Origin of the sequence: Gemmatimonas sp. (assembly GCF_046594945.1) — a bacterium.
Lineage (GTDB): Bacteria > Gemmatimonadota > Gemmatimonadetes > Gemmatimonadales > Gemmatimonadaceae > Gemmatimonas.
Map to the genome: position 1 here is coordinate 1 of NZ_JBKJRB010000102.1, position 21,593 is coordinate 21,593.

At 65.4% G+C, this 21,593-nt stretch carries 17 protein-coding genes; 5 read left to right on the forward strand and 12 right to left on the reverse strand.

Translation table 11 applies throughout. The annotated features are described in order from the left end of the window. Positions 1-374 precede the first annotated feature (374 nt). Together ACLL97_RS12285 and ACLL97_RS12290 are read right to left on the reverse strand one after the other, a co-directional pair. Positions 375-1,172 carry an MBL fold metallo-hydrolase gene (locus tag ACLL97_RS12285; RefSeq protein WP_411280763.1) on the reverse strand — a complete coding sequence of 266 codons (798 nt, stop codon included), beginning with the start codon at positions 1,170-1,172 and terminating at the stop codon, positions 375-377. Between the two features lie 104 nt (positions 1,173-1,276). Further along, positions 1,277-1,966: a Crp/Fnr family transcriptional regulator gene (locus ACLL97_RS12290; RefSeq protein WP_411280764.1), complete on the reverse strand. Its 690-nt coding sequence runs from the start codon at positions 1,964-1,966 to the stop codon at positions 1,277-1,279. A gap of 307 nt (positions 1,967-2,273) precedes the next feature. On the opposite strand from ACLL97_RS12290, the gene prfA reads away from it, so the two are divergent. From prfA to ACLL97_RS12315, 5 genes are read left to right on the forward strand one after another with little or no spacing between them, the layout of a single operon-like run. Further along, on the forward strand, positions 2,274-3,344 hold the full coding sequence (gene prfA / locus ACLL97_RS12295; protein WP_411280857.1) for a peptide chain release factor 1: 1,071 nt from the start codon (positions 2,274-2,276) through the stop codon (positions 3,342-3,344). Next, on the forward strand, positions 3,337-4,254 hold the full coding sequence (gene prmC / locus ACLL97_RS12300; RefSeq protein WP_411280765.1) for a peptide chain release factor N(5)-glutamine methyltransferase: 918 nt from the start codon (positions 3,337-3,339) through the stop codon (positions 4,252-4,254). Before prfA ends, prmC begins: the two co-directional genes overlap by 8 nt. A 43-nt stretch (positions 4,255-4,297) precedes the next feature. Continuing rightward, the gene (locus tag ACLL97_RS12305) at positions 4,298-4,648 is read left to right on the forward strand and encodes a YlbF family regulator (RefSeq protein ID WP_411280766.1); all 351 of its coding nucleotides are present in this window, start codon (positions 4,298-4,300) and stop codon (positions 4,646-4,648) included. Between the two features lie 10 nt (positions 4,649-4,658). Further along, positions 4,659-5,369 (forward strand): dTMP kinase, encoded by a 711-nt coding sequence (tmk, locus tag ACLL97_RS12310; protein WP_411280767.1) that lies wholly within the window; start codon positions 4,659-4,661, stop codon positions 5,367-5,369. Further along, positions 5,362-7,011, forward strand: a complete 1,650-nt coding sequence (locus ACLL97_RS12315) for a S41 family peptidase (RefSeq protein WP_411280768.1) — start codon at positions 5,362-5,364, stop codon at positions 7,009-7,011. The genes tmk and ACLL97_RS12315 overlap by 8 nt, the downstream gene beginning before the upstream one ends. On the opposite strand, the gene ACLL97_RS12320 is transcribed toward ACLL97_RS12315, so the two are convergent. The 10 genes from ACLL97_RS12320 to rplI form a co-directional block, all read right to left on the reverse strand. Continuing rightward, positions 7,008-7,724 (reverse strand): LolA family protein, encoded by a 717-nt coding sequence (locus ACLL97_RS12320; protein ID WP_411280769.1) that lies wholly within the window; start codon positions 7,722-7,724, stop codon positions 7,008-7,010. The two genes, ACLL97_RS12315 and ACLL97_RS12320, sit on opposite strands and share 4 nt — an antisense overlap. Positions 7,725-7,835: 111 nt before the next feature. Continuing rightward, the gene (aroF, locus tag ACLL97_RS12325; RefSeq protein WP_411280770.1) at positions 7,836-8,885 is read right to left on the reverse strand and encodes a 3-deoxy-7-phosphoheptulonate synthase; all 1,050 of its coding nucleotides are present in this window, start codon (positions 8,883-8,885) and stop codon (positions 7,836-7,838) included. A gap of 9 nt (positions 8,886-8,894) precedes the next feature. Then, entirely contained in the window at positions 8,895-9,665 is a 771-nt protein-coding gene (locus ACLL97_RS12330) for an MBL fold metallo-hydrolase (protein WP_411280771.1), read from the reverse strand. 25 nt (positions 9,666-9,690) lie between these two features. After that, entirely contained in the window at positions 9,691-10,683 is a 993-nt protein-coding gene (locus ACLL97_RS12335; RefSeq protein WP_411280772.1) for a hypothetical protein, read from the reverse strand. A gap of 65 nt (positions 10,684-10,748) precedes the next feature. Beyond that, positions 10,749-14,348 (reverse strand): chromosome segregation protein SMC, encoded by a 3,600-nt coding sequence (smc, locus tag ACLL97_RS12340; RefSeq protein ID WP_411280773.1) that lies wholly within the window; start codon positions 14,346-14,348, stop codon positions 10,749-10,751. Then, the gene (locus ACLL97_RS12345; protein ID WP_411280774.1) at positions 14,348-15,733 is read right to left on the reverse strand and encodes an SPOR domain-containing protein; all 1,386 of its coding nucleotides are present in this window, start codon (positions 15,731-15,733) and stop codon (positions 14,348-14,350) included. Before ACLL97_RS12345 ends, smc begins: the two co-directional genes overlap by 1 nt. Then, positions 15,730-17,220 (reverse strand): SPOR domain-containing protein, encoded by a 1,491-nt coding sequence (locus ACLL97_RS12350; RefSeq protein WP_411280775.1) that lies wholly within the window; start codon positions 17,218-17,220, stop codon positions 15,730-15,732. Before ACLL97_RS12350 ends, ACLL97_RS12345 begins: the two co-directional genes overlap by 4 nt. Positions 17,221-17,326: 106 nt before the next feature. Then, positions 17,327-20,578, reverse strand: coding sequence for a hypothetical protein (locus ACLL97_RS12355; protein ID WP_411280776.1), 3,252 nt, complete (start codon positions 20,576-20,578; stop codon positions 17,327-17,329). Then, a complete protein-coding gene (gene rsfS / locus ACLL97_RS12360; protein ID WP_411280777.1) occupies positions 20,579-20,962 on the reverse strand; it encodes a ribosome silencing factor in 384 nt (127 codons plus the stop codon). A gap of 157 nt (positions 20,963-21,119) precedes the next feature. Further along, on the reverse strand, positions 21,120-21,563 hold the full coding sequence (rplI, locus tag ACLL97_RS12365) for a 50S ribosomal protein L9 (protein ID WP_171224951.1): 444 nt from the start codon (positions 21,561-21,563) through the stop codon (positions 21,120-21,122). Positions 21,564-21,593: the final 30 nt, after the last annotated feature.

A 21,593-nucleotide genomic window follows, 5' to 3' on the forward strand; every position in this document is an offset into this window, starting at 1 on the left:
GAACTGACGACGGGTCCGGGTCGGTGACACCCCGGTATCTTGTTGGAGCAACGGCGCCATGGAAAGAGCAGACGACATGGGAACAGCCTCGATCACCCTCGTACACTAAACTCGGGATGGATCGGTGTCTCACTCATATTGGCAGAGAGGGATAGAGCCGCTGTCAGAAAAAGCACACGCAAAACTCTGTTCACTGATCGGCTGTATACCGTAGGGACTACGGCATCCTCATGGGACTCGGCTGATTGCGTTTCGAGTGTACGGCGAGGGCGCTGCAGTGCATTTCGCGCTTCTTACTTCTTCGCGCGTTTTACTCTTAGCGCTGTTGACTCTTAGCGCCGTGCACTCTTGGCGCTCCTAGTAGTTCCAAGATCTCACACCGACAACGCCAACCCTTCCCACGCCGCCAGCACGCGCAACGCACTCCCCGCCTGCATCGCCATCGCGCGGCTCTCCTCGACCATGCGCTCCACCGCCTCATCGTCGCGATCGGGATGATGGTGAAACAACACCAGCATCCCCGCGCCGCATTCGATCGCCAAGCGCGTGGCCTCGAGCGACGACGAATGGCCCCAACCGACGTGCGCGGGCAGTTCTTCGTCGCGATAGGTGGCGTCGTGGACCAACACCGGCACGCCGCGCAGGAACGCCGCGAGTCGCGCGCGCCACCTGACCGTGGCTTCCGACTGATCGGCGTAGGCCAGCTCGTTGTCCGGCGCATAGGCCACGGCCGGCCCCTGCGCGTCGTCGATCCGCAGCACGGCCGCTTCACCGGGGTGCTGCGCGGCGAATCGATGCACGCCCGACGTGCCCACCTGGCGGGCGGCGGAATGCTGCCAATCGCACACACCAAGCCGGCTACGGATGCCATCCACATACGGAAACATCGGCGGTGACAGTAGCGCATCCACGAACGACTGGAGCGACGCCGTTTCGCCGTCGCCGCAACAGATCAGCACTTCGCGCGTTTGCGAAATCAGCGGCGCGAAATGCGATAGTCCGAGCACGTGATCGCTGTGCCGATGCGACAGAAAAATGTGCGCCGTGCGCGCATCCCCGTCGCTCATGAGTTGCGCACCCAAAGCACGGATGCCGGTACCGGCGTCGAGTATCAGCAGGCCGTCATCCGCCGCGCGCACCTCCACACACGGTGTATTGCCACCGTATCGCACCGTGCGCGGTCCCGGACTGGGACAGGTACCCCTGGTTCCCCAGAAGCGTATTCGGAACCGCGGCGAGACCCCCGACGGCATCGGCAGCGCGATCGGTGGAGCCGTCAGCCGCGCGGACGCGCGCGCGCTTCGAGCGCTGCCCGATCCACGATCGTGACCACACGACGCTGCACCGAAATCAGTCCCTTCTCCTGGAACTCGGCCATTGCCCGCGACACCGTCTCACGGCTGGCGCCGATCATCTGCGCGATGGTCTGATGGGTGAGCTGCTTCACGAGCGTGGCCGGTTCACCGGGCGTGGCATGCTCCAGCAGCACTTTTGCCACACGCCCCGGCACGTCGAGTAGCACCAAGCTGCCGATCGTCCCATCGGCTTGACGCAAACGGCGCGAGAGCTCGACCATGAGTCCCCAAGCCACCTGAGGGCTTGTTTCCACCTGGCGGCGAAAATCCGCGCGGCGCAGGACCAGGAGACTCGACGGCTGGGTGGCCACCACGTGGGCCGAGCGCGGTCGCCCGTCGATCAGCGACAGCTCACCGAAGTGATCGCCGACATTGAGGACGTTGAGAATCACTTCTCGGCCGTCGTCGCCGATGAGGACGACCTTGACTTCACCGGAGCGTACGACGAACAGTGCGTCGCCGGGGTCGCCTTCGGTGACGATCATGGCCCCCTTGGCAAACCGCTGTTCACGGGTGAGCTCAGCGAATCCGCGCACGGCAGATCGCTCGAGCTCGCGGAACAGCGGGACCGTGGTGAGAAAGTCGGTAATGCGATCGAGCGAAACGCTCATGGTGGGCGGCGTGAATCGCAGAGGAGTAGTTCCGAATGTAACCATCGTGTGTCACCTCGGGGGGGCCGGTGCCCTCGCGGGTGTCCCGTGAAGGTACCAAGGTGGAAGAAGGAGGCAAGCGGACAGCCGAGGCCTCCGAACCTGCTCTGGATCGCATAACGCGGTTATCTTTCAGTGATACCCGCGACATCCATGTAGGTCCGCGCTTCGGTCGATATTTCCGACCCGCGAGAAGACTACGATGCAGGTCACGTGCCTCGCCGTGACCGACATCACGACGACTTTCGAACTCGAGCACACTCACAACATGCTGACCCATCTTCGCGACCGCATGGCCGACGCGTTGCGTCGTGCCACCGAAGTGGAGCAGCTGCTGGCCGATCCGGAAACGGTGAAGGACGCGCCGCGGCTTGCTGCACTTGGCCGCGAGCACCATCGTCTGGCTGAGGTCGTTCACAAGGTGAACCGCTACGCCAAGGCGGAGGCGGAGCTCACGGACGCCCGTGACATGGCCAACGGAGACGACGCTGATTTCGCCGCCGAGGCCAAGGCCGAAGTCGAGCGTCTCGAGCTGGAATGTACGGCGCTGGAGAAGGCGCTGCTGCCGCTGCTCATTCCGCGGGACCCACTGGACGATCGCCCGGCGATCTTCGAATTGCGCGCCGGCACCGGTGGGGATGAAGCGGCGCTCTTCGCCGCCGACCTGCTGCGCATGTACACGCGCTTCATCGAACGGAAGGGATGGCGCATTGAGGGCATCTCGTACTCCGACGGGACGCTCGGCGGCGTGAAGGAAGCCGTGTTCAAGGTGATCGGTGACGGGGCGTTCGGCTTGCTGCGCTGGGAGTCCGGCGTGCACCGCGTACAGCGCGTACCGGCCACGGAATCGCAGGGACGCATTCACACCTCTGCCGCGACGGTGGCGGTGCTGCCTGAAGCCGAAGAAGTCGACGTGAAAATCGAAGACAAGGATCTGCGCATCGACGTGTTCCGTTCGTCGGGACCGGGCGGGCAGAGCGTGAACACCACCGACTCGGCGGTGCGCATCACGCATATCCCGACCGGCTTGGTGGTGTCGCAGCAGGACCAGAAGTCGCAGCTGCAGAACAAGGCCAAGGGCATGGAAGTGCTGCGCGCGCGTTTGCTCGACCTGCGGTTGTCCGAGCAGGAAGCGGAGCGGTCGCGCATGCGCAAATCGCAGGTCTCCACCGGCGACCGGTCGGCCAAGATTCGCACCTACAACTTCCCGCAGGGACGGGTCACCGATCACCGCGTCGGCGTCACGCTGTACGACATCGACCGTGTACTCGACGGCGATCTGACTCCGTTCCTTGACGCCATCGCGTTGGCGAACGCGGAAGAGAGCCTGAGTGGGTGACACCGGCAGGCTGCTGCGCGATGTGCTGGACGACGCCGCGCGGCTGCTGTCCGTGTCGTCGGCGCTGGTCGAGGAAGCCGGTGCGAACGGGGCGCCCATCGATGTCGTCCGCGAGGCCCGGTGGCTGCTGTCGGCCGTGATGGATGTCGCACCAGGGGAACTGGGCCGACTGCTTCTGGTCAACCAGCCGGTGTCCGACCAGCACGCGGTCAAGATCGAGCGGGCCGCACGTCGACGGGCAACCGGCGAACCGATGGCGTATTGCGTGGGTACGGCTCCCTTTCGCGATCTGGTCCTGCAGGTGGACCGGCGGGTGCTCATTCCGCGTCCGGAAACGGAGATCGTGGTGGGGGAGGCGCTTCGAAGCACCGCCGGCAGCCCGGGCGGTGTTGCCGTCGATATCGGGACCGGGTCCGGGGCGATCGCCCTGAGCCTGGCCACGGAGGGCCGATTCGAGCGGGTCATTGCGACGGATCTTTCCGACGACGCGCTGACCGTGGCCACGACGAACGCGGCACAGATTGCCCTTGCGCAACCCACGGCGGCGCCGGTGGAGTTTCGTCAGGGGGCCGATCTGGCCCCGCTGCGAGGTGTGCTGGCCCGTGTGATTGTGTCCAACCCGCCCTACATTGCGTACAGCGAAGCGGCTGCCCTCCCTCGCAGCGTGCGGGACTGGGAGCCCACGGTTGCCCTGTTCGCGGCCGATCACGGCATGGCCCGCTACGAGGCGATCCTGGCGGGCGCACATGAATTATTGGAGCCGTTCGGCTGGGTGGTTTTTGAGGTGGATGCCCGACGTGCGCAGCAGATCGCGACCCTGGCAACGACCCGTGGGTATCAACAGGTGCAGGTTGTACGCGATCTCACCGGCAGAGAGCGCGTTCTGCTGGCACAGCACGTTCCGGCGTAAATCTCACTTCATTGCTTCTACTCGGCCGAGGAGGCCGATCTCTATGCTCGAAAGCAAGGCGAAGGACCTTGGCCGCACGATCGGTCAAAGCGACGAGTACAAAGCCGTGAAGCGCAGCAGCGAGGCGTTGAACGCCGATCGCGACGCGACCACGGTGCTGCGGCAGATGGAAAAGATCCGTCAGGACGCGCAGGCGATGATCGATCGTGGCGAGGAGCCGACGAACGAAATGGAGCAGCAGCTCGATACGCTGCTGCAGCAGGTCCAAGTGAACAGCGCCTATCAAGCCGCGATTTCGGCGCAGGACAATTTCGATAAGCTCATGCTGCGCGTGAATCAGTGGATTGCCGATGGCATCCGCGCTGGTGCCACCAGCTCCATCATCCTTGGCTGACCCGTCCGCCATGTCGGGAGTCGCTCGCGGTTGCTTCATCGTGCTGGAAGGCGGCGAGGGGGTCGGCAAGACGACGCAGTGGCGTCGGGTGACCGAGCGGCTTGCGGCGTCGGGTCATGATGTGGTGGCGTTGCGTGAACCCGGTGGAACGCCGGCCGGTGACGCGCTGCGGGCCGTGCTGCTCGATCCGACGTCGGCACTGACGCCGGAAACTGAGGCGCTGCTGTTCGCCGCGTCACGTGCGCAGTTGGTGCGCGACGTCATCGGCCCTGCGATGCAGCGAGGCGCGGTGGTGCTGGTGGACCGGTTCCTGCTGTCGACCTACGCGTATCAGGGTCGTGGGCGCGCGTTGTCGGTATCGGCGCTGCAGGCGGTGAATGCATTCGCCACCGGCGGATTGGCGCCCGACCTCACGCTGCTGTTGTCGTTGCCGCTCGATGAATCGATGGTGCGTATGCACGCGCGCGGCAGCGTCGATCGCATGGAGCGCGAAGGGGATGCGTTCCATCGTCGGGTGCGCGTCGCGTTCGACGAGGCGTTGCAGCCGGCGTGGCAGGCGCAGCATCCCGAGATCGGTCCGGTTGTTGCCGTCGACGCTGCCGGCGACGCCGATGTGGTCACGGGGCGCTGTCTGGCGGCACTGGCCACGAAATGGCCTCATCGATTTTCCGAGGTGCAGGTGGAGCGTTCGTTGTCTGCAGGACAGGTGTCTCGTGGCTGAACCGCTGCCGGATACGCCGCGCAGCTCCCGTAAACGGTCACGCTCGATCGCGGCGGCCGGGCTGTTCGTGGCGCTGTTGTCGCTGGGTGGATGGTGGGCCGGTCGTGATCTCACGGCCGGCACTCGTCAGGCGCGTGCGCCGCTCGGTGGCGCGCGGCTGTTCGATCAGGTGGTGGCCGCCGTGGCGCAGAAGTACGTCGACTCGCTCGATGGCAGCGCGATCTATGAAAAGGCCGTGGCCGGATTGTTGCGCGAGCTGAAGGATCCGTACACGACGTATCTGGCCGAAGACCGACTGCGCCGATTGAACGAACAGATCAGCGGCACGTATGCCGGAGTCGGTTTGCAGATCGACATCCGCGACGGCTGGCCGGTAGTCATCGAGCCGATCGTGGGTGGTCCGTCGGAGCGCGCCGGCGTATTGGTCGGCGACCGCATCGTGATTGTGGGGAAGGAGTCAACGCGTGGATGGTCGCGCGACGAAACGTCGAAGGCAATGCGCGGCGCGCCGGGATCGAGTGTCACGTTCACGGTGGAACGAGGCGATTCGCGCGTGAACTTCACGCTCACGCGCGACAAGGTGCATCTGCGTGCCGTGCAGCGCGTGCAGTTGCTGCCGAACGGCGTGGGCTACGTGGATGTGAATGTGTTCAGCGCGCAGACCGCGACCGAGCTCAGTGCAGCGGTGGATTCTGTGGTAAAACTCGGCGCGCGTTCGCTGGTGATGGATCTGCGCGGCAATCCTGGTGGACTGCTGGAACAGGGTGTGGCGGTGGCCGAGCTGTTCCTCGATCGCGGGCAGAGCATTGTGCAGTTGCGCGCGCGTCCGGGCTCGCAACCGCAGGTCTTCACCGACAGTGTTCCGCAACGCTGGCCCACGTTACCGCTGGCGGTGCTCGTAGACCGCGCCAGCGCGAGCGCCTCGGAGATCGTGGCGGGCGCGTTGCAGGATCACGATCGCGCGATTGTGCTTGGTGTGACCTCGTTCGGAAAGGGCAGTGCGCAGAATGTGTATCCGTTATCGAGCGGCGGAGCGCTGCGACTGACCACGGCCCGTTGGTACACGCCGGTGGGGCGGAGCATCAACCGTCCAGCGCCGCGGGACCGCGATGACGAGTCCGACGACAGCGCTGAAGTGTCGCTGCCTGATACGATCCGACCGCGCTTTCGCACCGATGCCGGTCGTACCGTCTTCGGCGGCGGTGGCATCACGCCGGACGTGATCACGGGCGATACCACGACGCCGACGCAGGTTCAGTCGCTGGCGCGAGCGATGGGTAAGAACGCCGGGGCGTATCGCGACGCGGTGGCCAAACAGGCGCAGGCGCAGAAGGGCCGGATGAATGGCCCGGGTGATCCGGTCACGCCGGCGATGCTGGATGCCCTGTATGCGGATCTGGTCAGCCGTGGTGTGGCGCCGCCACGCTCCGTGTTCGACAGCGCGTCGCCGTGGATTTCCCGGTCGCTAGGCTACGAGATGACGCGCGTGGCCTTCGGTGCCGACGCCGACTTCATGCGCCGCACACAGGACGACAGTGCCCTGCAGCGCGCCATGGAGCTGCTGCAGGGCGCCCGCAGCCCGCGTGATGTGTTCTCGAGACTCGAGAAGCGCGCGGTCGAAGTGCCCGCAGCGATTCGCTAAACGCTGCCGGGGATTTTGGTCGAGACCTTCACCCCCTTGGGCGTGACGAACTTGAACGAATCCTTCGGCAGCACGGCGTCCGGCACCCAGCTGGTGAGCGTTATGGTGCGATCGACCCCCTGCGCGTCGAGCACTTGGACGCGCACCGGACGCGCGTCCTTGTCGTCGAGCCAGAGCACGGCCTTGCTGAAGGGCACCGAACTCGCGCTCTTCGGCACCAGCTGCACACGGCGCGTGCTGCGCCCGTCAATCGGCATGCTTTCGCCGCCGGAGATCGTGAACGCACGTCGCGGTGTGTCGAGCAGCTGACCGAGCAGATCGGCCACGATCGCGCCGTCGGCATCGGCCGGCAGCTTCAGCACCTGTCCCGGGGTGCTGCTGGGGAGATAGACCCACAGACTCTTTCCATCGCCCACGATACGATCGCCGGCCGGTTCGGTGAACGTGATCGACACGCGATTCGGCCGCTCCTGCACGAAGACGCCTCGCGACGCAGCGGTGCGACCGAGAATCGGGTTCGTGATCTTCTGGTCGAAGGTTGCCTGCAATGTGCGCGTGGTGGACCAAGACTTGGCGACGCGCGCATAGGCCGCTTCGGCGTCGGCGATACTCTGCGCTGACAGCGGCGCCCACGACGGAACGGCACTGAGAAGCGCCACCGCAAAGGCGCTCGCGATCGTGCTCGTGCGACGGTGCGGTGGAATTCGATTCATGATGGTCATAAGAGTGACTACACGCGTGGGTAGAGCAGGTGCCCCGGTCGGACACCGGCCGAACCTCGTACTGTGCGGTGGATCACCATTGTGGGGCCGCGCTCGCCGCGCTTAGCCCTGCGCGGCGGGCAGCGGCGGAGTCGGTGCGAGCTCACGGTCGATCGCTCCCGCGATCAGGCGCAGCTGACGCACGAGTTCGGTGAACTGCTCCGGATAGAGCGACTGCGCGCCGTCGGAAAGCGCCTTGTCGGGTGTGGGGTGCACTTCCACGAGAATGCCATCGGCACCAGCCGCGACGGCGGCACGCGCCATCGGCGTGACTTTGTCGCGCAGTCCCGTGCCGTGGCTTGGGTCGGCCATGATCGGCAAGTGCGACAGTTTCTGGACCACTGGGATCGCCGTCAGATCGAACAGATTGCGCGTGGCGCTGTCGAACGTGCGCACACCGCGTTCGCAGAGAATCACGTTCGGGTTGCCTTCCGACAGTACATACTCGGCGCTGAGCAGCAGATCGTTGATCGTGGCCGCCATGCCGCGCTTGAGCAGCACCGGCTTGCCGAGTTTGCCCACATGCCGCAACAGCGAATAGTTCTGCATGTTGCGCGCGCCGATTTGAATGCAGTCGGCGTACTCGGCCACCATGTCGGCGCCACGCTCGTCCATCGCTTCCGTCACGATCGCGAGTCCCGTTTCATTGCGTGCGAGGGCGAGCAGCTTGAGTCCCTCGAGGCCGAGTCCCTGGAACGCGTACGGCGATGAGCGTGGCTTGAAGGCGCCCCCGCGGAGGGCATGCGCGCCGGCGTTGCGCACGGCATGCGCCGACGCGAGGATCTGCGCTTCACTCTCCACCGAGCACGGACCCGCGAATACCACGACATCGCTGCCGCCTACGCGCACGCCCGGTGCAATCTCGACGATCGTGTTTTCGTTCTTCCATTCGCGCGCGGCCTGACGATACGGCTTCTGCACGATGAGGACGTTCGCCACGCCGGGGAGCCCCTCGATGTACGACCAATCCACCTGTGCGTCGTCGCCCAGGAGTCCGATTGCCGTGCGCACCGCGCCCGGCATGGGGAGGGGCTTGAAGCCCTGTCGCACGATCTCGTCGCAGACCGTGTCGATGTCAGCGGCGCTCGCGTTGGGCTGCATTACGACCAGCATGTCACGTCCTCAGAATTCGATGGACCAGCCGTCGGTCGCGAGGACCGTCGGACCGGTGAAACACTCCGCCACTTCGCCGAGAATGTCTACGGCTTCCACCGGCGGATAGAAATGTGTGAGCACGAGACGATACGCCGCCGCGTGCGCGGCGAGCTGCCCGGCCTGACGCGGTGTAAGGTGCTCGCGAACGACCATCGACTCGGGCAGTGAGCACTCGGCCAACAGCAGGTCACAGCCCGTCGACCACGCCCCGAGCGCCTCGCTCACCCCGGTATCGCCGGTATACACGAGACGACGCTCCCCGTCACACACGGAATATGCTACGCTCTCAGCCGTATGTGGAACCGGGTGCGCGCTGAGGGTGACGTGTTCGCCCACGCGCACGATCTCGTCGGGGAGGAGTTCTCTAACGGTGCAAGGGAACCCCGGGGCCAGCATCCAGGCGCCATACACACCCGCCATGCGTTCAATCAGGGCGCCGGTACCTGGCGGCCCATAGAGCGTGACCGGTGCGCTGCGTGGCGGCAGCTGACCCCACCGCCAGCCCATGAGCAGCATGGGCAAATCGGCGATGTGGTCGGCGTGGAAGTGGGTGATGGCAACGTGGGTGATAGCGGGCCAGTCGACGCCAAGCGACGCCATGCGATGCACCGCGCCGCTGCCGCAATCGAGGAGGAGACGGACGGCGCCCGATCCGTGGCCGGATTCCACCAGATGCGCCGCGCTCACGCGCGCACCGTGCGGCGCGGCGGTGCCGGTGCCAATGGTCGTGAGCTTCACGAGCCACTCGGAGTTGAGCACATGATCAGCGCCCTTTGAACAGGATGCGGCGGAAGGTCGGTGCGCTGGTGCCACTGCGGAAGCGCGCCACGTACACACCTGGGGCGACGGTTCGGCCATCGCTGGCCGTGCCGTCCCACACGAAGCGGTTGTCACAATTGCTGCCGGCTCCCGGCGCGCCACGACCGTAACGACCTGCCGTAAACTGGCTCACGCCGTCAAGGGCCGGCACGATCGTGCGGACCACGTTGCCGCGAAGGTCGAGCAGGTCGAGCGATACCGTACCACCGGGCTCTCCAATGTCGAACCAGAAACAGGTGCTGAATGAAGTGGCCGACGGAAATGGATTCGGGAAGTTCTGATACAAAATTGTCGTGGTGGGCAGCGCCGGATCCGTGATCAGAAACGACCCCGGACTGGCCACGCGCACGAAGTCGCCGTTGGGGAGTGTGGCGCGCACGTTCCACCGATACGACGTATTCGCCTGCAGGTTGGTCGGCACGCGGAACGTGGTGTCACTCAGGCCGGCGGCACCGAGTTCGGGACGTCCATTACTGACCAATGTGACTTCGAGCGCGTAGCGCCACGGCCCGGCGGCGGGCGTAATGCGCGCGCTCTTCCACACGAACAGTGGACGACGCACGTCCAAGCCCTCGCCCGCTGGATTCGGAGCAATGAGCGTGAGCCACGCGGGTACCGTACGCGGACCCGTGATGGGCGACACGGCTATCGTGCCCGACGCGCCCTGCACAGTGGCACGCCAGTACACCGTGGCCTCACTGGGAAGGGCGCGCGTGATCTGCACGGCGATGGTCGTGTCCGATGTCGAGAACGTCGAGTCGACGGCGAGCGATGCCGCCCCGAAGTCCACCGACGTGGCGATCTGGACACGCACGCGCAGCGGACGCTGATCCGCAAACCCCAGCGCGCGCACCACAAGGGACGGCGTCAAGGTCGGCAACGCGACGGCGGTCGGGCCATCCACCACGGCGGTCTGCCCTGACAGGAGTCGGGGCATGACCATGAACGCTGCACCGCAGCACACCCCTGCGGCGTTCAACCAACGCCGCCGCGCGATCGAAATCACGCCGGCGTCGGTTCGGCGGCCGAGTCCTCGGTGGAGTCCTCGGTGGAATTCGCGGCCGAGGACTCGGAGCCGGTCTCGCCACCGATGTCGCCGGCAATAGCATCGTCCGGCACGATCGTTTCGTCGACCTGCTGACCCCCGCGCAGGCGCACGCTCACAATCGACGACACGCCCGGTTCCTGCATGGTCACGCCGTACACCGCATCGGCAGCTTCCGACGTCGTGCGCGGGTTGTGCGTGATCACGATGAACTGCGTGCGCGACTTGAAGTCGTTCAACATCTTCACGAAACGGCCGATATTCTGGTCGTCGAGCGGCGCGTCGACTTCGTCCATGAGGCAGAAGGGGCTCGGCTTGGTGAGGAAGATGCCGAACAGCAGCGACAACGCCACAAGCGCCCGTTCACCGCTGGAGAGCAAGTGGATGCGCTGCGTCTTTTTGCCACGCGGCGACGCATGTATTTCGATGTCGCAATCGAGCGGCGCATCGGGATTCTCGAGACGAAGATCGCACTCGCCACCGCCGAACATCCGCAGGAAAATCTGACGGAAGTTTTCGCGGACCTGCGAGAACGTGGCCAGGAAGAGCTCGCGCGCCGTGCCGTCGATTTCGCGGATGGCTTGATGCAGTGACTGCTTGGCGGCCACGAGGTCGTTTCGCTGTCCGGTCAAAAACTCGAGCCGACGCTGCTCTTCCTCGTGTTCCTCGATCGCCAGCGGATTGACCGGCCCCAGCTCATCAAGTGACTCGCGCAGCTGCTGCGCTTCGGTACGCAACGCATCCGTCTCGAGATCGAGTTCTTCAAATCCGGACAGCAGATCCTCGAGGGTCCGACGCCATTCGGTTTCAAGACGCTGCCGAATCGCTTCACGACGGCCCGAGAGTTCGGTGTGACGCAGCTGCGCTCCGTGCAGCTGCTCACCCAATGCCGAGGCACGACGACGCGCTTCATCGAGCAGGCGCTCGGCGGCGTCGAGTGCACTGGTGGCGGCGGCCACCGCATGCTCGGCGCCGGCCAGTCGCGCGTCGGCGTCGGCGAGCGTCTTCTGCTCGGTCTCCAGTTCCGCGCGCCATCCATCGAGCTGCTGCGCCAGAGTCTGGTCGGCTTCCGAGAGATTCGTGAGCTCACGCGCCAGCGACTCGAGACGTGCCGCGGCGGTGGAGTCCTCTTCATTCAATCGCTTCTCGCGATCGATCGCGACCGAGAGACGCGCTTGCGCCTGCGCCTGGGCAACCTGCCACGTGGCCCGTGCTTCGCGTGCTTGCTCCTGATCGCGTTCGGCCACCGACATCGCTTCACGCGCGTCGGTGATGTCGGCGTCGGCTTCGCCGGCGCGCGCGTGCAGCGCCTCGGCCTGCTGCGCTAGTTGCGTCGTGCGCGAGTCGAGCTCCTCGAGACGCGAGATCAGCCGTTCGGCCAAGGCGCTTGACTGCTGGAGCTCACGTTCGGCGCGTTCACGACGGCGCTCGACTTCCTGCTGCACATCGGTTGCGCGACGCGAGTCCTGCTGCGCGCGGTTCGACGTTTCCATGGCCGCCTGCTGCGCACGCTCCGCCTCTCCCAGCGCCAGGCGCGCCGCTTCGGCGGCCATCAGGCACTCGTCGCGACGCGCGTCGGCGGCGGCGAGATCCGACTCGAGTCGCGTGATCTCGGCCCGGCGCTGCAGCGGGCCGGGGCCCGTGGCCGTACCGGGCAGGAACACCGCGCCCCGCTCATCAATGAACGCCTCACCGCCGTCGATCGCGCGCACCTTGCCCAGCAACGCGCGTACCCAGCGCGCCGCGGCGCCGGACGACTGCACACTGCCCGCGAGCGCATCGGCGTCGGCACCGAGATCCGTGACGACATCGAGTGGAAGCAGCAGCAGCGGACCGGGCTGCGTATCGGCATGCCATCGACGCACGGCGGCCGCCGCATCGGCATCGCGGACGACGATCGCGTGCATGGTGGCACCGAGGTAGCGCTCCACCAGTTTCGCGGCATCGCCATCGGCGGTGAGGAAGTCGGTGAGTGGGCCGAGCACCGATCCCTCTCCGAAGCGCTCGCGCACCTTCAAGAGCTTCGCGGCCGACGGGGCGAGGCCCACGCGCTCACGCTCGAGCGCCGCCAGCGCGCTCAAGCGGCCTTCGAGCGCCGTGCGCGACTGCACCGCGCCGGCCAGCGCACTGCGTGATTCGGCATCGGCGGTACGCGCCGTGGCGGCCGCCAAGCGCGCGCCCTCGAGCGCATGCAGCGCATCCTGCGCATTCGCCTGCGTGAGCTGCACCTGCTCGCGCGCGGCGATCAATTCACGCTCGGTGACGTCGAGTGCATCAGCCAGCTGCTGACGCTCGATCTCGAGCGCTTCGCGGCGCTGCTGTGTTTCGATATGCTCGCGCGCCGCGCCGTCACGATCGAGTTCGATGCGACGCGCCTGATCACGATGCTCGCGCACCTGCCGCTCGAGCTGTTCGAGCACGGCGCGCGACTGCTGCACCGCCTCGCGCGTGGTCTGCTCCACCGCGAGACGCTCGTGAAGCGCTTCACCGGCGTCGGCCAGTTCCTGTTCGAGCGTGGTGCGATCGCCCACCGCGCGTTCACGGTCTTCGCGCAGGCGACGACCGAACGCTTCATTCTCCTTCCGTTCTTCCTCCGCACGCAGTTTGCGCAGGGTCGTGCTACGCTGACGCTCCTCGCTGACTGCAAGCTCGCGCTCGAGCTTCTGGGTCTTGTCGCGCTGCTCGGTGGAGAGGCGTGCCAGTTCGAGTCGGCTGGCCTCGGCTGCAGAACGTGCGCCATGTGCTTGCTCACGCAGCATTTCCGCCTGCGCGATCGCCTCTTCACCACCCGGGACGTCCTGCTGCAACGCTTCAAGACGGCCGTCGAGTGCGGAGAGCTCCTCGCGCCACGCCGCCATCTCGCGGGTGGCCAGCGAAATCTCGACCTGGAACCGACGCGCCATCAATTCGGCATGCCGTTCGGCGCGACGACGCTGACGTGCCAGCGACCGCACTTGGCTCTGCACTTCGTTGATCAAATCGTCGAGGCGCGCGAGGTCGACCGTCGTCTCTTCGAGACGGCGTTCGGCGCTCCGACGGCGATCGCGATACAGTCCGACACCGGCCGCTTCCTCGAACAGCTCACGACGCTCATCGGGGCGGTCGGAGAGCAGGGCATCGATCATCCGGCTTTCGATCACCACGCCGGAATCAGCACCGAGGCCCGTGCCACGCACCAAGTCCTGAATGTCGCGCAGACGGCACGGCGCACGGTTCAGGAGATAGTCGCTCTCGCCCGAGCGCATCAGACGCCGCGTGATCACGACTTCCTTGAACGGAACGGGCAGCTCGCCGTCGGTGTTATCGAAGTGCAGCGAGACTTCGGCCATGTTCACGGCCTTGCGTGACGACGAACCATGGAAGATGACATCCTCCATTTTCGCGCCGCGCATCGCGCGCGCGCGCTGCTCGCCCAGCACCCACCGGACGGCGTCGGATACATTCGACTTGCCGCTCCCATTGGGACCGACGATGGCCGTCACTCCTTTTTCGAACACAAACTCCAAGTGATCGGCAAAGGCTTTGAAGCCATGGACTTCGAGCTTCGTCAAACGCACTAGAACGCTCTCCCAGTTCGATAAACCAACACAGGCGCGACGCGCAGGGCGCGCAAAGAATCCGCAAGCGGGGTCGCCTGCGTCGGCGATTCAAAAGCGCCGGTATACACATGCGCGCTGCCATCAGGCTGCAGGAGCGCGTACGCGATGATGCCACGATTCGCCAGCTCGGCGAGTCGCGTGGGGATCAACGTGGGGCTCACGTTGCGCGCAAGTCGCAGCGCATACGGCACCGACACGATGCTTCCCGATCCGACGATCCGTTGTGTGCGCAGCTTGGTCAGCAACGACTCGGCCTGCGCGCGCGTGGCCGACGCGCCCACCGTGACGCGGAACCACTGCTCGCTGCCCTCGGCCACGGGTGACAACGCGACCGCATCGAGTGCCCGCACGCGGGCATCGGGCATAGCGGCGGCGCGCGTGTTGGCCGTCGCGAAGTACACGGCGTAGCGGGAGGCGGATGCTGAGTCGGCCACGTTCTCCACCGTGAGTGGTGGACCCGCGGGATGGATGCTATCCGCTGTCGGCCGGATGGTGCCAGTGGAATCGCGAAGCAGCGAGTCGCGCTTCGCACTGTCGCCACGCACCGAGGTGTCCATCGGCGTTGGTGGAACCACGACGGCCGTGCTGTCGGGTCCACGCTGCCGGCCGGTGATCAGTTCCGCAACCGGTTCCGGAAGGCGCGCGAGCAGCTGCGGCCAGGAGGCGCCAACGGCAACCGCGATCGCACCGATCACGGCTACGATCGCGAAGAAGCGACGGCGGCGGCTGGCCTCGTCTTGGGCGGCCGCGGCGCGTGCGCGCGCGGCGTTGGGCCGCGGCGTTCGCGGCGGCGGTTCGGGCTGGGGCGGCGCGGGCGGTGCAATGAGCGGCACACCCGGGGGCGCGGGGAAGACCGTGTCACCGACCGGCATCAGGGCGCCGACGTACGCGCACAAGTCGGCGAAGCCCGGGGTGGCCGGATTGGCGACGACGACGAGCAACGCACCCACCTGATGAAAGCCCGCGGCGAGACGACGCCACCGTTCGTTCGCATACACCGCGTCGTGCGCCACCGCCTCCGTGCCGCTCGGCATGAGGAACACGTTGTCGGCACCGTTCATCGGGCGCGCGATCTTGTTGAGCGACACGCCGTACAGGAAGCTGTCGGAGATGCCGTGCGGATCATCGCCGGTGAGCAGCGCTTCGATCGCCGGCGCCTCGCCGATCAAGTCGGCGACGGCCACGCGCCGGCGCTGCCCCTGCGCTCGCGCGACGCCAAGCGCGATCGACGTCGCCAAGGCGGAATCGGTCGCCGCGATGACCACGGAGCAGATGCCGTCGAGCAGGGGCGACAAGCGGCGACCCTCCATCTCCCACGATTCGGTCAGACTGAGCGACGTCACGGAGCCCCCTCGAAGATCCAAAAACTCTGCCCCGACGACTTGCCGACGCGTTCCGCGTCGGCACGAGTCGGGTACGGACCGAGCACGACGCGATACAAGGTTTTCCCTGCACGATCGGACGTCGTTATACGCGGCGTCTCCCCGTCTACACGAATGCGCGACGCGACTTGACGCGCCTGCTTCTCGTTGAGAACCGCGGCAAACGATACCGTGAAGACTGCGCTGGTCGCTGTGTCACGTCGCGCGGTATCACGGACAATATCTCGCGCGGCGGCGCTATCGGCGTAGTCCACGGAGTCGCGCGGCGCACTGGTGCGAAATTGTACCGGCTGATCGAGCCCGGCCGCGCGCGGACGGAAACCGTTCCAGCGCAGGGTATACCAGAACTGACGCGCGCCACCTTCGACCGTCTTCATGTCGGCCAGCGACGACGGATGCGCAAACACCACATCGTCGCCACGCGTGGTCGCGATCGCGCCGTCGGGCAAGACGAGCGGCAAATCGCCACGCCACTCACTGCGGACCACGCCGATCACGGCGTCGCTGCCGAGACTGATGACGTACACGGAATCGGCGCCACCGCGCGCCAGCAGCACGCGACCCAGCGGATCCATGCGCAACGCACGCGGCACACCGGGCAAGGTAATCTTGCCCTTCACGCCTTCCTCGAACCGATCAACGACGCGCAGCAGCGCTTCGTTTTCGATCGCCACAAAAAGACGGTCACCACTTGGCGTGGCGGCAATCGCCGTCACCGGGTCACCGATATCGACTTCGAGCGCCTTCGCGAGATCGCGCGTGCGCACCGCGATCACTTCTTCGTTGCCGCCGAAGAACAGGCGATCACCGACCGCGCCAGCGGTGGCGCCAAGCGACTTGCGCAACGTGGTCTCGTTGCCGCCGATGTCGAACGACAGACTGTCGGTGACGTCATGGCCTGGAGGACGCACGCGCCACACGATCGCGCGATCGCCCTTGGCGCCGGCCACGATCAACGAGCCGTCGGCCTGCGCATAGAGGGCATGCGCCGGGAGCGCGGGTTTGAAGCGCCAGTCGCCTCCGCTCGGCGTGTAGCGCGTGATCTCGCCATCGGTGGTGAGGGCGTAGATCGCACCACCATCGGCGGACGAGGCCACCGCGACGTCGTCCGTGCGCGAGGTTGTCACCGTGCCGAGGCGGATATCGATGCGAACCGGAGCCCCGCTCGTATCCACAGCGGCGAGATACCCGTCTTCGGCGCCGAACGCGATGATCCGATCGAGGGCAGGGACGCGGGCACTCGATCGCCACAGCGTGGAATCGAGATCTGGATACCGGGTAGCGCTCATGACACCGCCGTCGCGCGAAACGCGCAACACGATCGGGTCCGGTCCACCGGGAATACTGGGAGTGGCGTCGGCTCCGGAAGGGCGAGACGAGCGATCGGCGCAGCCGCCGGCAACACCGCACGCGAGGAGCACGAGCGCCGACGCGATGAGCGTGCGCACGGGCGAAAAGTACCTGTCAAAGGCGGGAGCAGGGAGGGGGGACGGTAGGGGAAATCCCCCATCGTCCCCCCTTGTTCTCAATCCCCGTTCAAACGGGGCCACCGACTCAATAGCTGGCGCCGAAGAACCAGGTCCCAAAGCCCTTCGTGCCGGGCCGGCTGATCGGTACCGCCCAGTCCCAGCGCACGATGGCGATGTTGAAGAGGTTGAACCGAACGCCAAAGCCGTAGCTCTGCAGCAACGCCCGCTGGCGGGAGAAGTCGTACCCCTCGGGGCGACTGGCCACGACCTGCTGGCCCTTCGACCAGGCCACGCCGGCGTCATAGAAGAACAGGCCGTCGATGGGGGGGAGTCCGATGGGCAGGCGACCGCCGCCGAAGCTCCGGATGATCGGGAAGCGTAGTTCCGCGTTCGCGAAGGCCACCCGGCTACCAATCAGCTCGACGGAATTACACGACGTGCCGTCGTCCGTGGGCAGACCGGTGCACGTGATCGAGCCCAGGTTCTCGCGGTTGTACCCGCGGATGAAATCGGGACGACCGATCCACTTCGGAAAGCGCAGCTCGTCGCGACCCACCGACATGTTGGCGGTGAATCGCGTGGCGAACGTGACGTAGTTGAAGAGGATCGGATAATAGCCGCGAATGTCCGCCAGATACTCCGTCCACTTCCAGGTGCCAACGCTCGGTTCCACCTCGAGACGCAGACGGCGTCCGGAGATCGGCCCCGTGTATCCGAAGAGCGTATTGTCGGTGACGAACGCCAGATACGGCGAGATCGTATTGGCCGACGCGACGTTACGGGTCGGACCGCGCTCGAAACCGGTAGCGAACCCCTGCTGATAATCCACCAGACGGGTGAAGGGGAACACCTGCTGGTCGATGTTCTGGAAACGCGCCCCCAGTTCGAACCGCGTGAAGCGGTTGAGCGGATAGAGGCCGGCCGCGAACACTTGCCGCACAACGAGCCGCGTGATCTCCTGCGATTCCGAGAACTTGTCGTTGCCGAGATCTTGCTGGATGTAATTCGACAGCAGGTAGATCGGCTGTTGAATCACACCGGTGGTGTACTGCAGGCGGCGTCCGAGACTGGTGTAGCCCACGAACACTTGCGCGTCGCTGAGCTGCCCATTGATCGCGCCGGAGAGCGCGAGACGCCGGTCGCCGAGCAGATCACTGAGCACCACCGTGGTCCCGCCGAACGTCCCTTGGCCGAACCCACCCTGCTGATACCCAATGGACGGCTGCGCCACGTACTCCGGCGTGAGACGCGCCTTGTAGCGGTAATCGCGGAACTTGGTGGAGTCGGGAAGATTGAAGTCGAAACTGTCCATCAACGCGCGCACGCTCACCGTTTCGGACATACGTGAAGCGACCGACGCCGGCAGATCGTCCGACGCCCGCGCCGCCACTCCGACCGTCGGCCGGTAGAACGACTGACGGGCAGCCGCGGTGTCGCCGAGCGTGGCGCGGTTCAAATGCGCCGTGGGATCTACCTTCACGGGCGTGGTCGGCCCGGTAGGCGGCTTGCCGGGCGTGCCGCCCTGCGCCACCACCACCGGCTCGCGATACGGTTCTTTCTTGAGTGCCCGCGGATTCTTGATTTTCCAGATCGCGTGGTCGGTCTTCTCGTAATACACGAAGGCCAGCACGTCAGCGCCGCGTGCCCAGGTTATTGCCGGCGACTGTTCGGCCACGGCCGTGACAGCACCCAGGACGTTCGTGAGTTGGTAGTGCTGCTTCGACTCGAGATCGTACAGGAAGATGTTGGCGATACCGGTGCGATCGGTGATGTAGGCTAGCGACTTGCCGTCGGGCGCCCACTGCGGATTGAGACTGCGTCCGCCCTGTCCGTCAACGATCGTGACCTTCTGCGTCTCGAGATCGAGCAGCGACAGCTTCCACTGCCCAATTTTCAGGATGTCGAGATCGGTGTCCTCTCCGCGATCGCTCGTGAAGGCGATCGTGCGTCCATCGGGCGACCATTGCGGTTGCAGATCTCCGAACGGATCCTTCGTGATCTGGGTGTAGCCGTCGGCATCGAGCGACGCGATGTACAGATCGCTGGAGCCGTGGCGCATGCCGCTGAACACGATGCGACGCCCATCGGGCGAGAAGCTCGGACTGAGCACCTGGTCAAGTTCGAAATCGAACTTCTTCAGGATCTTCCGCGATTGCACGTCCATCACGTACAGCACGTCGCGTCCGCCGCTCTGTCCGGTGAAGGCGAGCAACTTCGCGTCGGGCGAGAACGAGGGCTGCGAATAGACATAGCGCAGCTGTTCGAAGTCGGGATTCGTGGTCGTCTTCACGAGGCGCGCGATACGCTTGCCCGTTTCTCCGTTGGCCAAGTACATCTCGGGGAACACTTCCCCGCGCAGAAAGCTGCCGTACGCGATGTACGTGATGTACTTGCCGTCGTTGGAGAGCGCCGGCGCCACGAACAGGCTGGCAATGCTGCCGGAGCGCTTCTGCGAGAGCAGGGGCTCGGCGAAGCTGCGCGGGCGCTGGAGTTCGGCGACGGTGGGCAGAAACTTGTTCTGCATCGCTTGCTTCCACTCGGCGCTGAGGTCGTCGAGCGACAAGCCGATTTCGCGGCGGAAGGCGCGATCGATGCCGAGGCTGGGCACGGCGTTCATGATTTCGCCGATAACCTCGTCACCCCAGCGCGCGCCGACGTACTGCCACACCGACAACCCGTAGCGATATGGAAAGTACTTGTCCGGGCGCTCCGTCATCTGCGAGATGGTGGGGAGCGCGTTGTTCGTGACGGCGTCGCGCACCCACGCATCGGTCCACGGGTGGTTGGGGCCGATCGAGAAGTACTCGGCGAGTCCTTCCATGAACCAGAGCGGTGGATTCACCATCGCCAGGTTCTGCAGACCAGCGCCGGCACGACCGCGCGAGAAAATGTCGAACTGGAACACGTGCACCATTTCATGCTGGAGCACGTGTTCGAAGCTGGCCCAGTCGCCGCTGAAGAACTGCGCCATGCGCTGACGCAGCGGGTCGGTGACACCGCCGGTGCCTTCGCCGAGATCGCCGAAGACGTTGCTCTGCGCAAAATCGCCTGACGAGCCGAAAATCAGGACCGGCTTCTTCTCGCGGAACTGGTGGGCCATGAGGCGTGACAGCCGCGCGTACGACCGTTCGGCCATGCGCGCGGCATCGGGCGCGACGTCGGCGATTTCGGGATAATAGTGAACCTGGAAGTGCTCGGTTTCAATGACGCGCCAGCGCAGTCGATCATACTGGACCTGATTCTGCCCAAAGTACTGGGCGTGGAGCGGCGAGGCGATCGAGATGATCGCGAAAACCAGAGCGGCTCCCCATCGTGTCCAGCGCTGCGCCTGCGGCATTTACCGGGCTCCCTGCGTGGCTTCGAGATTCAGAGGTACCGGCGTTGCGTCTCCCCACAGCCGTTCCAGCTGATAGTACTGACGCAACGTCGGATGAAAAACGTGGATGACCGTGTGCGCATAGTCGAGCAGCGCCCACCGTCCTTGCGTGAGGCCTTCGGTCATAGTGGTAGACACGCCACCGTCCTTCAACCCTGCCTGGATGTGTTCTGCTACGGCGCGGACATGCGTGTCGGATGTCCCACTGGCAATAACAAAGAAGTCGGTCATATCCGTCACTCCGCGTAAATCGAGGACGAGGATATCGTTGGCCTTCATGTCATTGGCGAGGGCAGCGGCGATGCGAGCAATGGATTCGCCGGGGCTTGGCGGACGATCTGCCATGTATGGAGTCGGGAGAATTCGAGTGATGGAAAGCCGCAGTCTGTATGCGGTACCCCATCGGGTGAATGAAGGTTGCGCGGTGGACGGCGACTCGGACAGGGGCAAAAAAGGGGGAGTCCGAGTCCGGACTCCCCCAATGCCGGCAAGGTGATGCCGATTACTGCTTGATGATCCAGACTTTAATTTCAGGCTTCACATCGGCGTGCAGGCGAATGCCGACGCGATACACGCCGAGGGTCTTGATCGGCTCGTTGAGTTCGATCTGACGCTTCTCGATGTGGAAGCCCTGCGCTTCCAGCTGGTGGGCGATGTCGGCCGTGGTGACAGAACCGAACAGCTTGCCTTCTTCTCCAACGCGCGCCGCGAAGGTCACGGAGACCTCGGCCAGCTTATCGGCGACGGTCTGGGCGGCGGCGACGCGCTCCGACTCGAGCGCCTCGAGACGGCCCTTTTCCAGCGCGATGCGCTTGCGATTGCCCGTCGTGGCTTCGAAGGCGAAGCCACGGGGAATGAGGAAGTTTCGGGCGAAGCCGGCGGACACGGAGACGATGTCACCAGGATGTCCGAGCTTATCGACGGCGTTACGAAGGATGACTTCCATGGGAGCTCCGGGTCCTGCGATAAAGGTGTG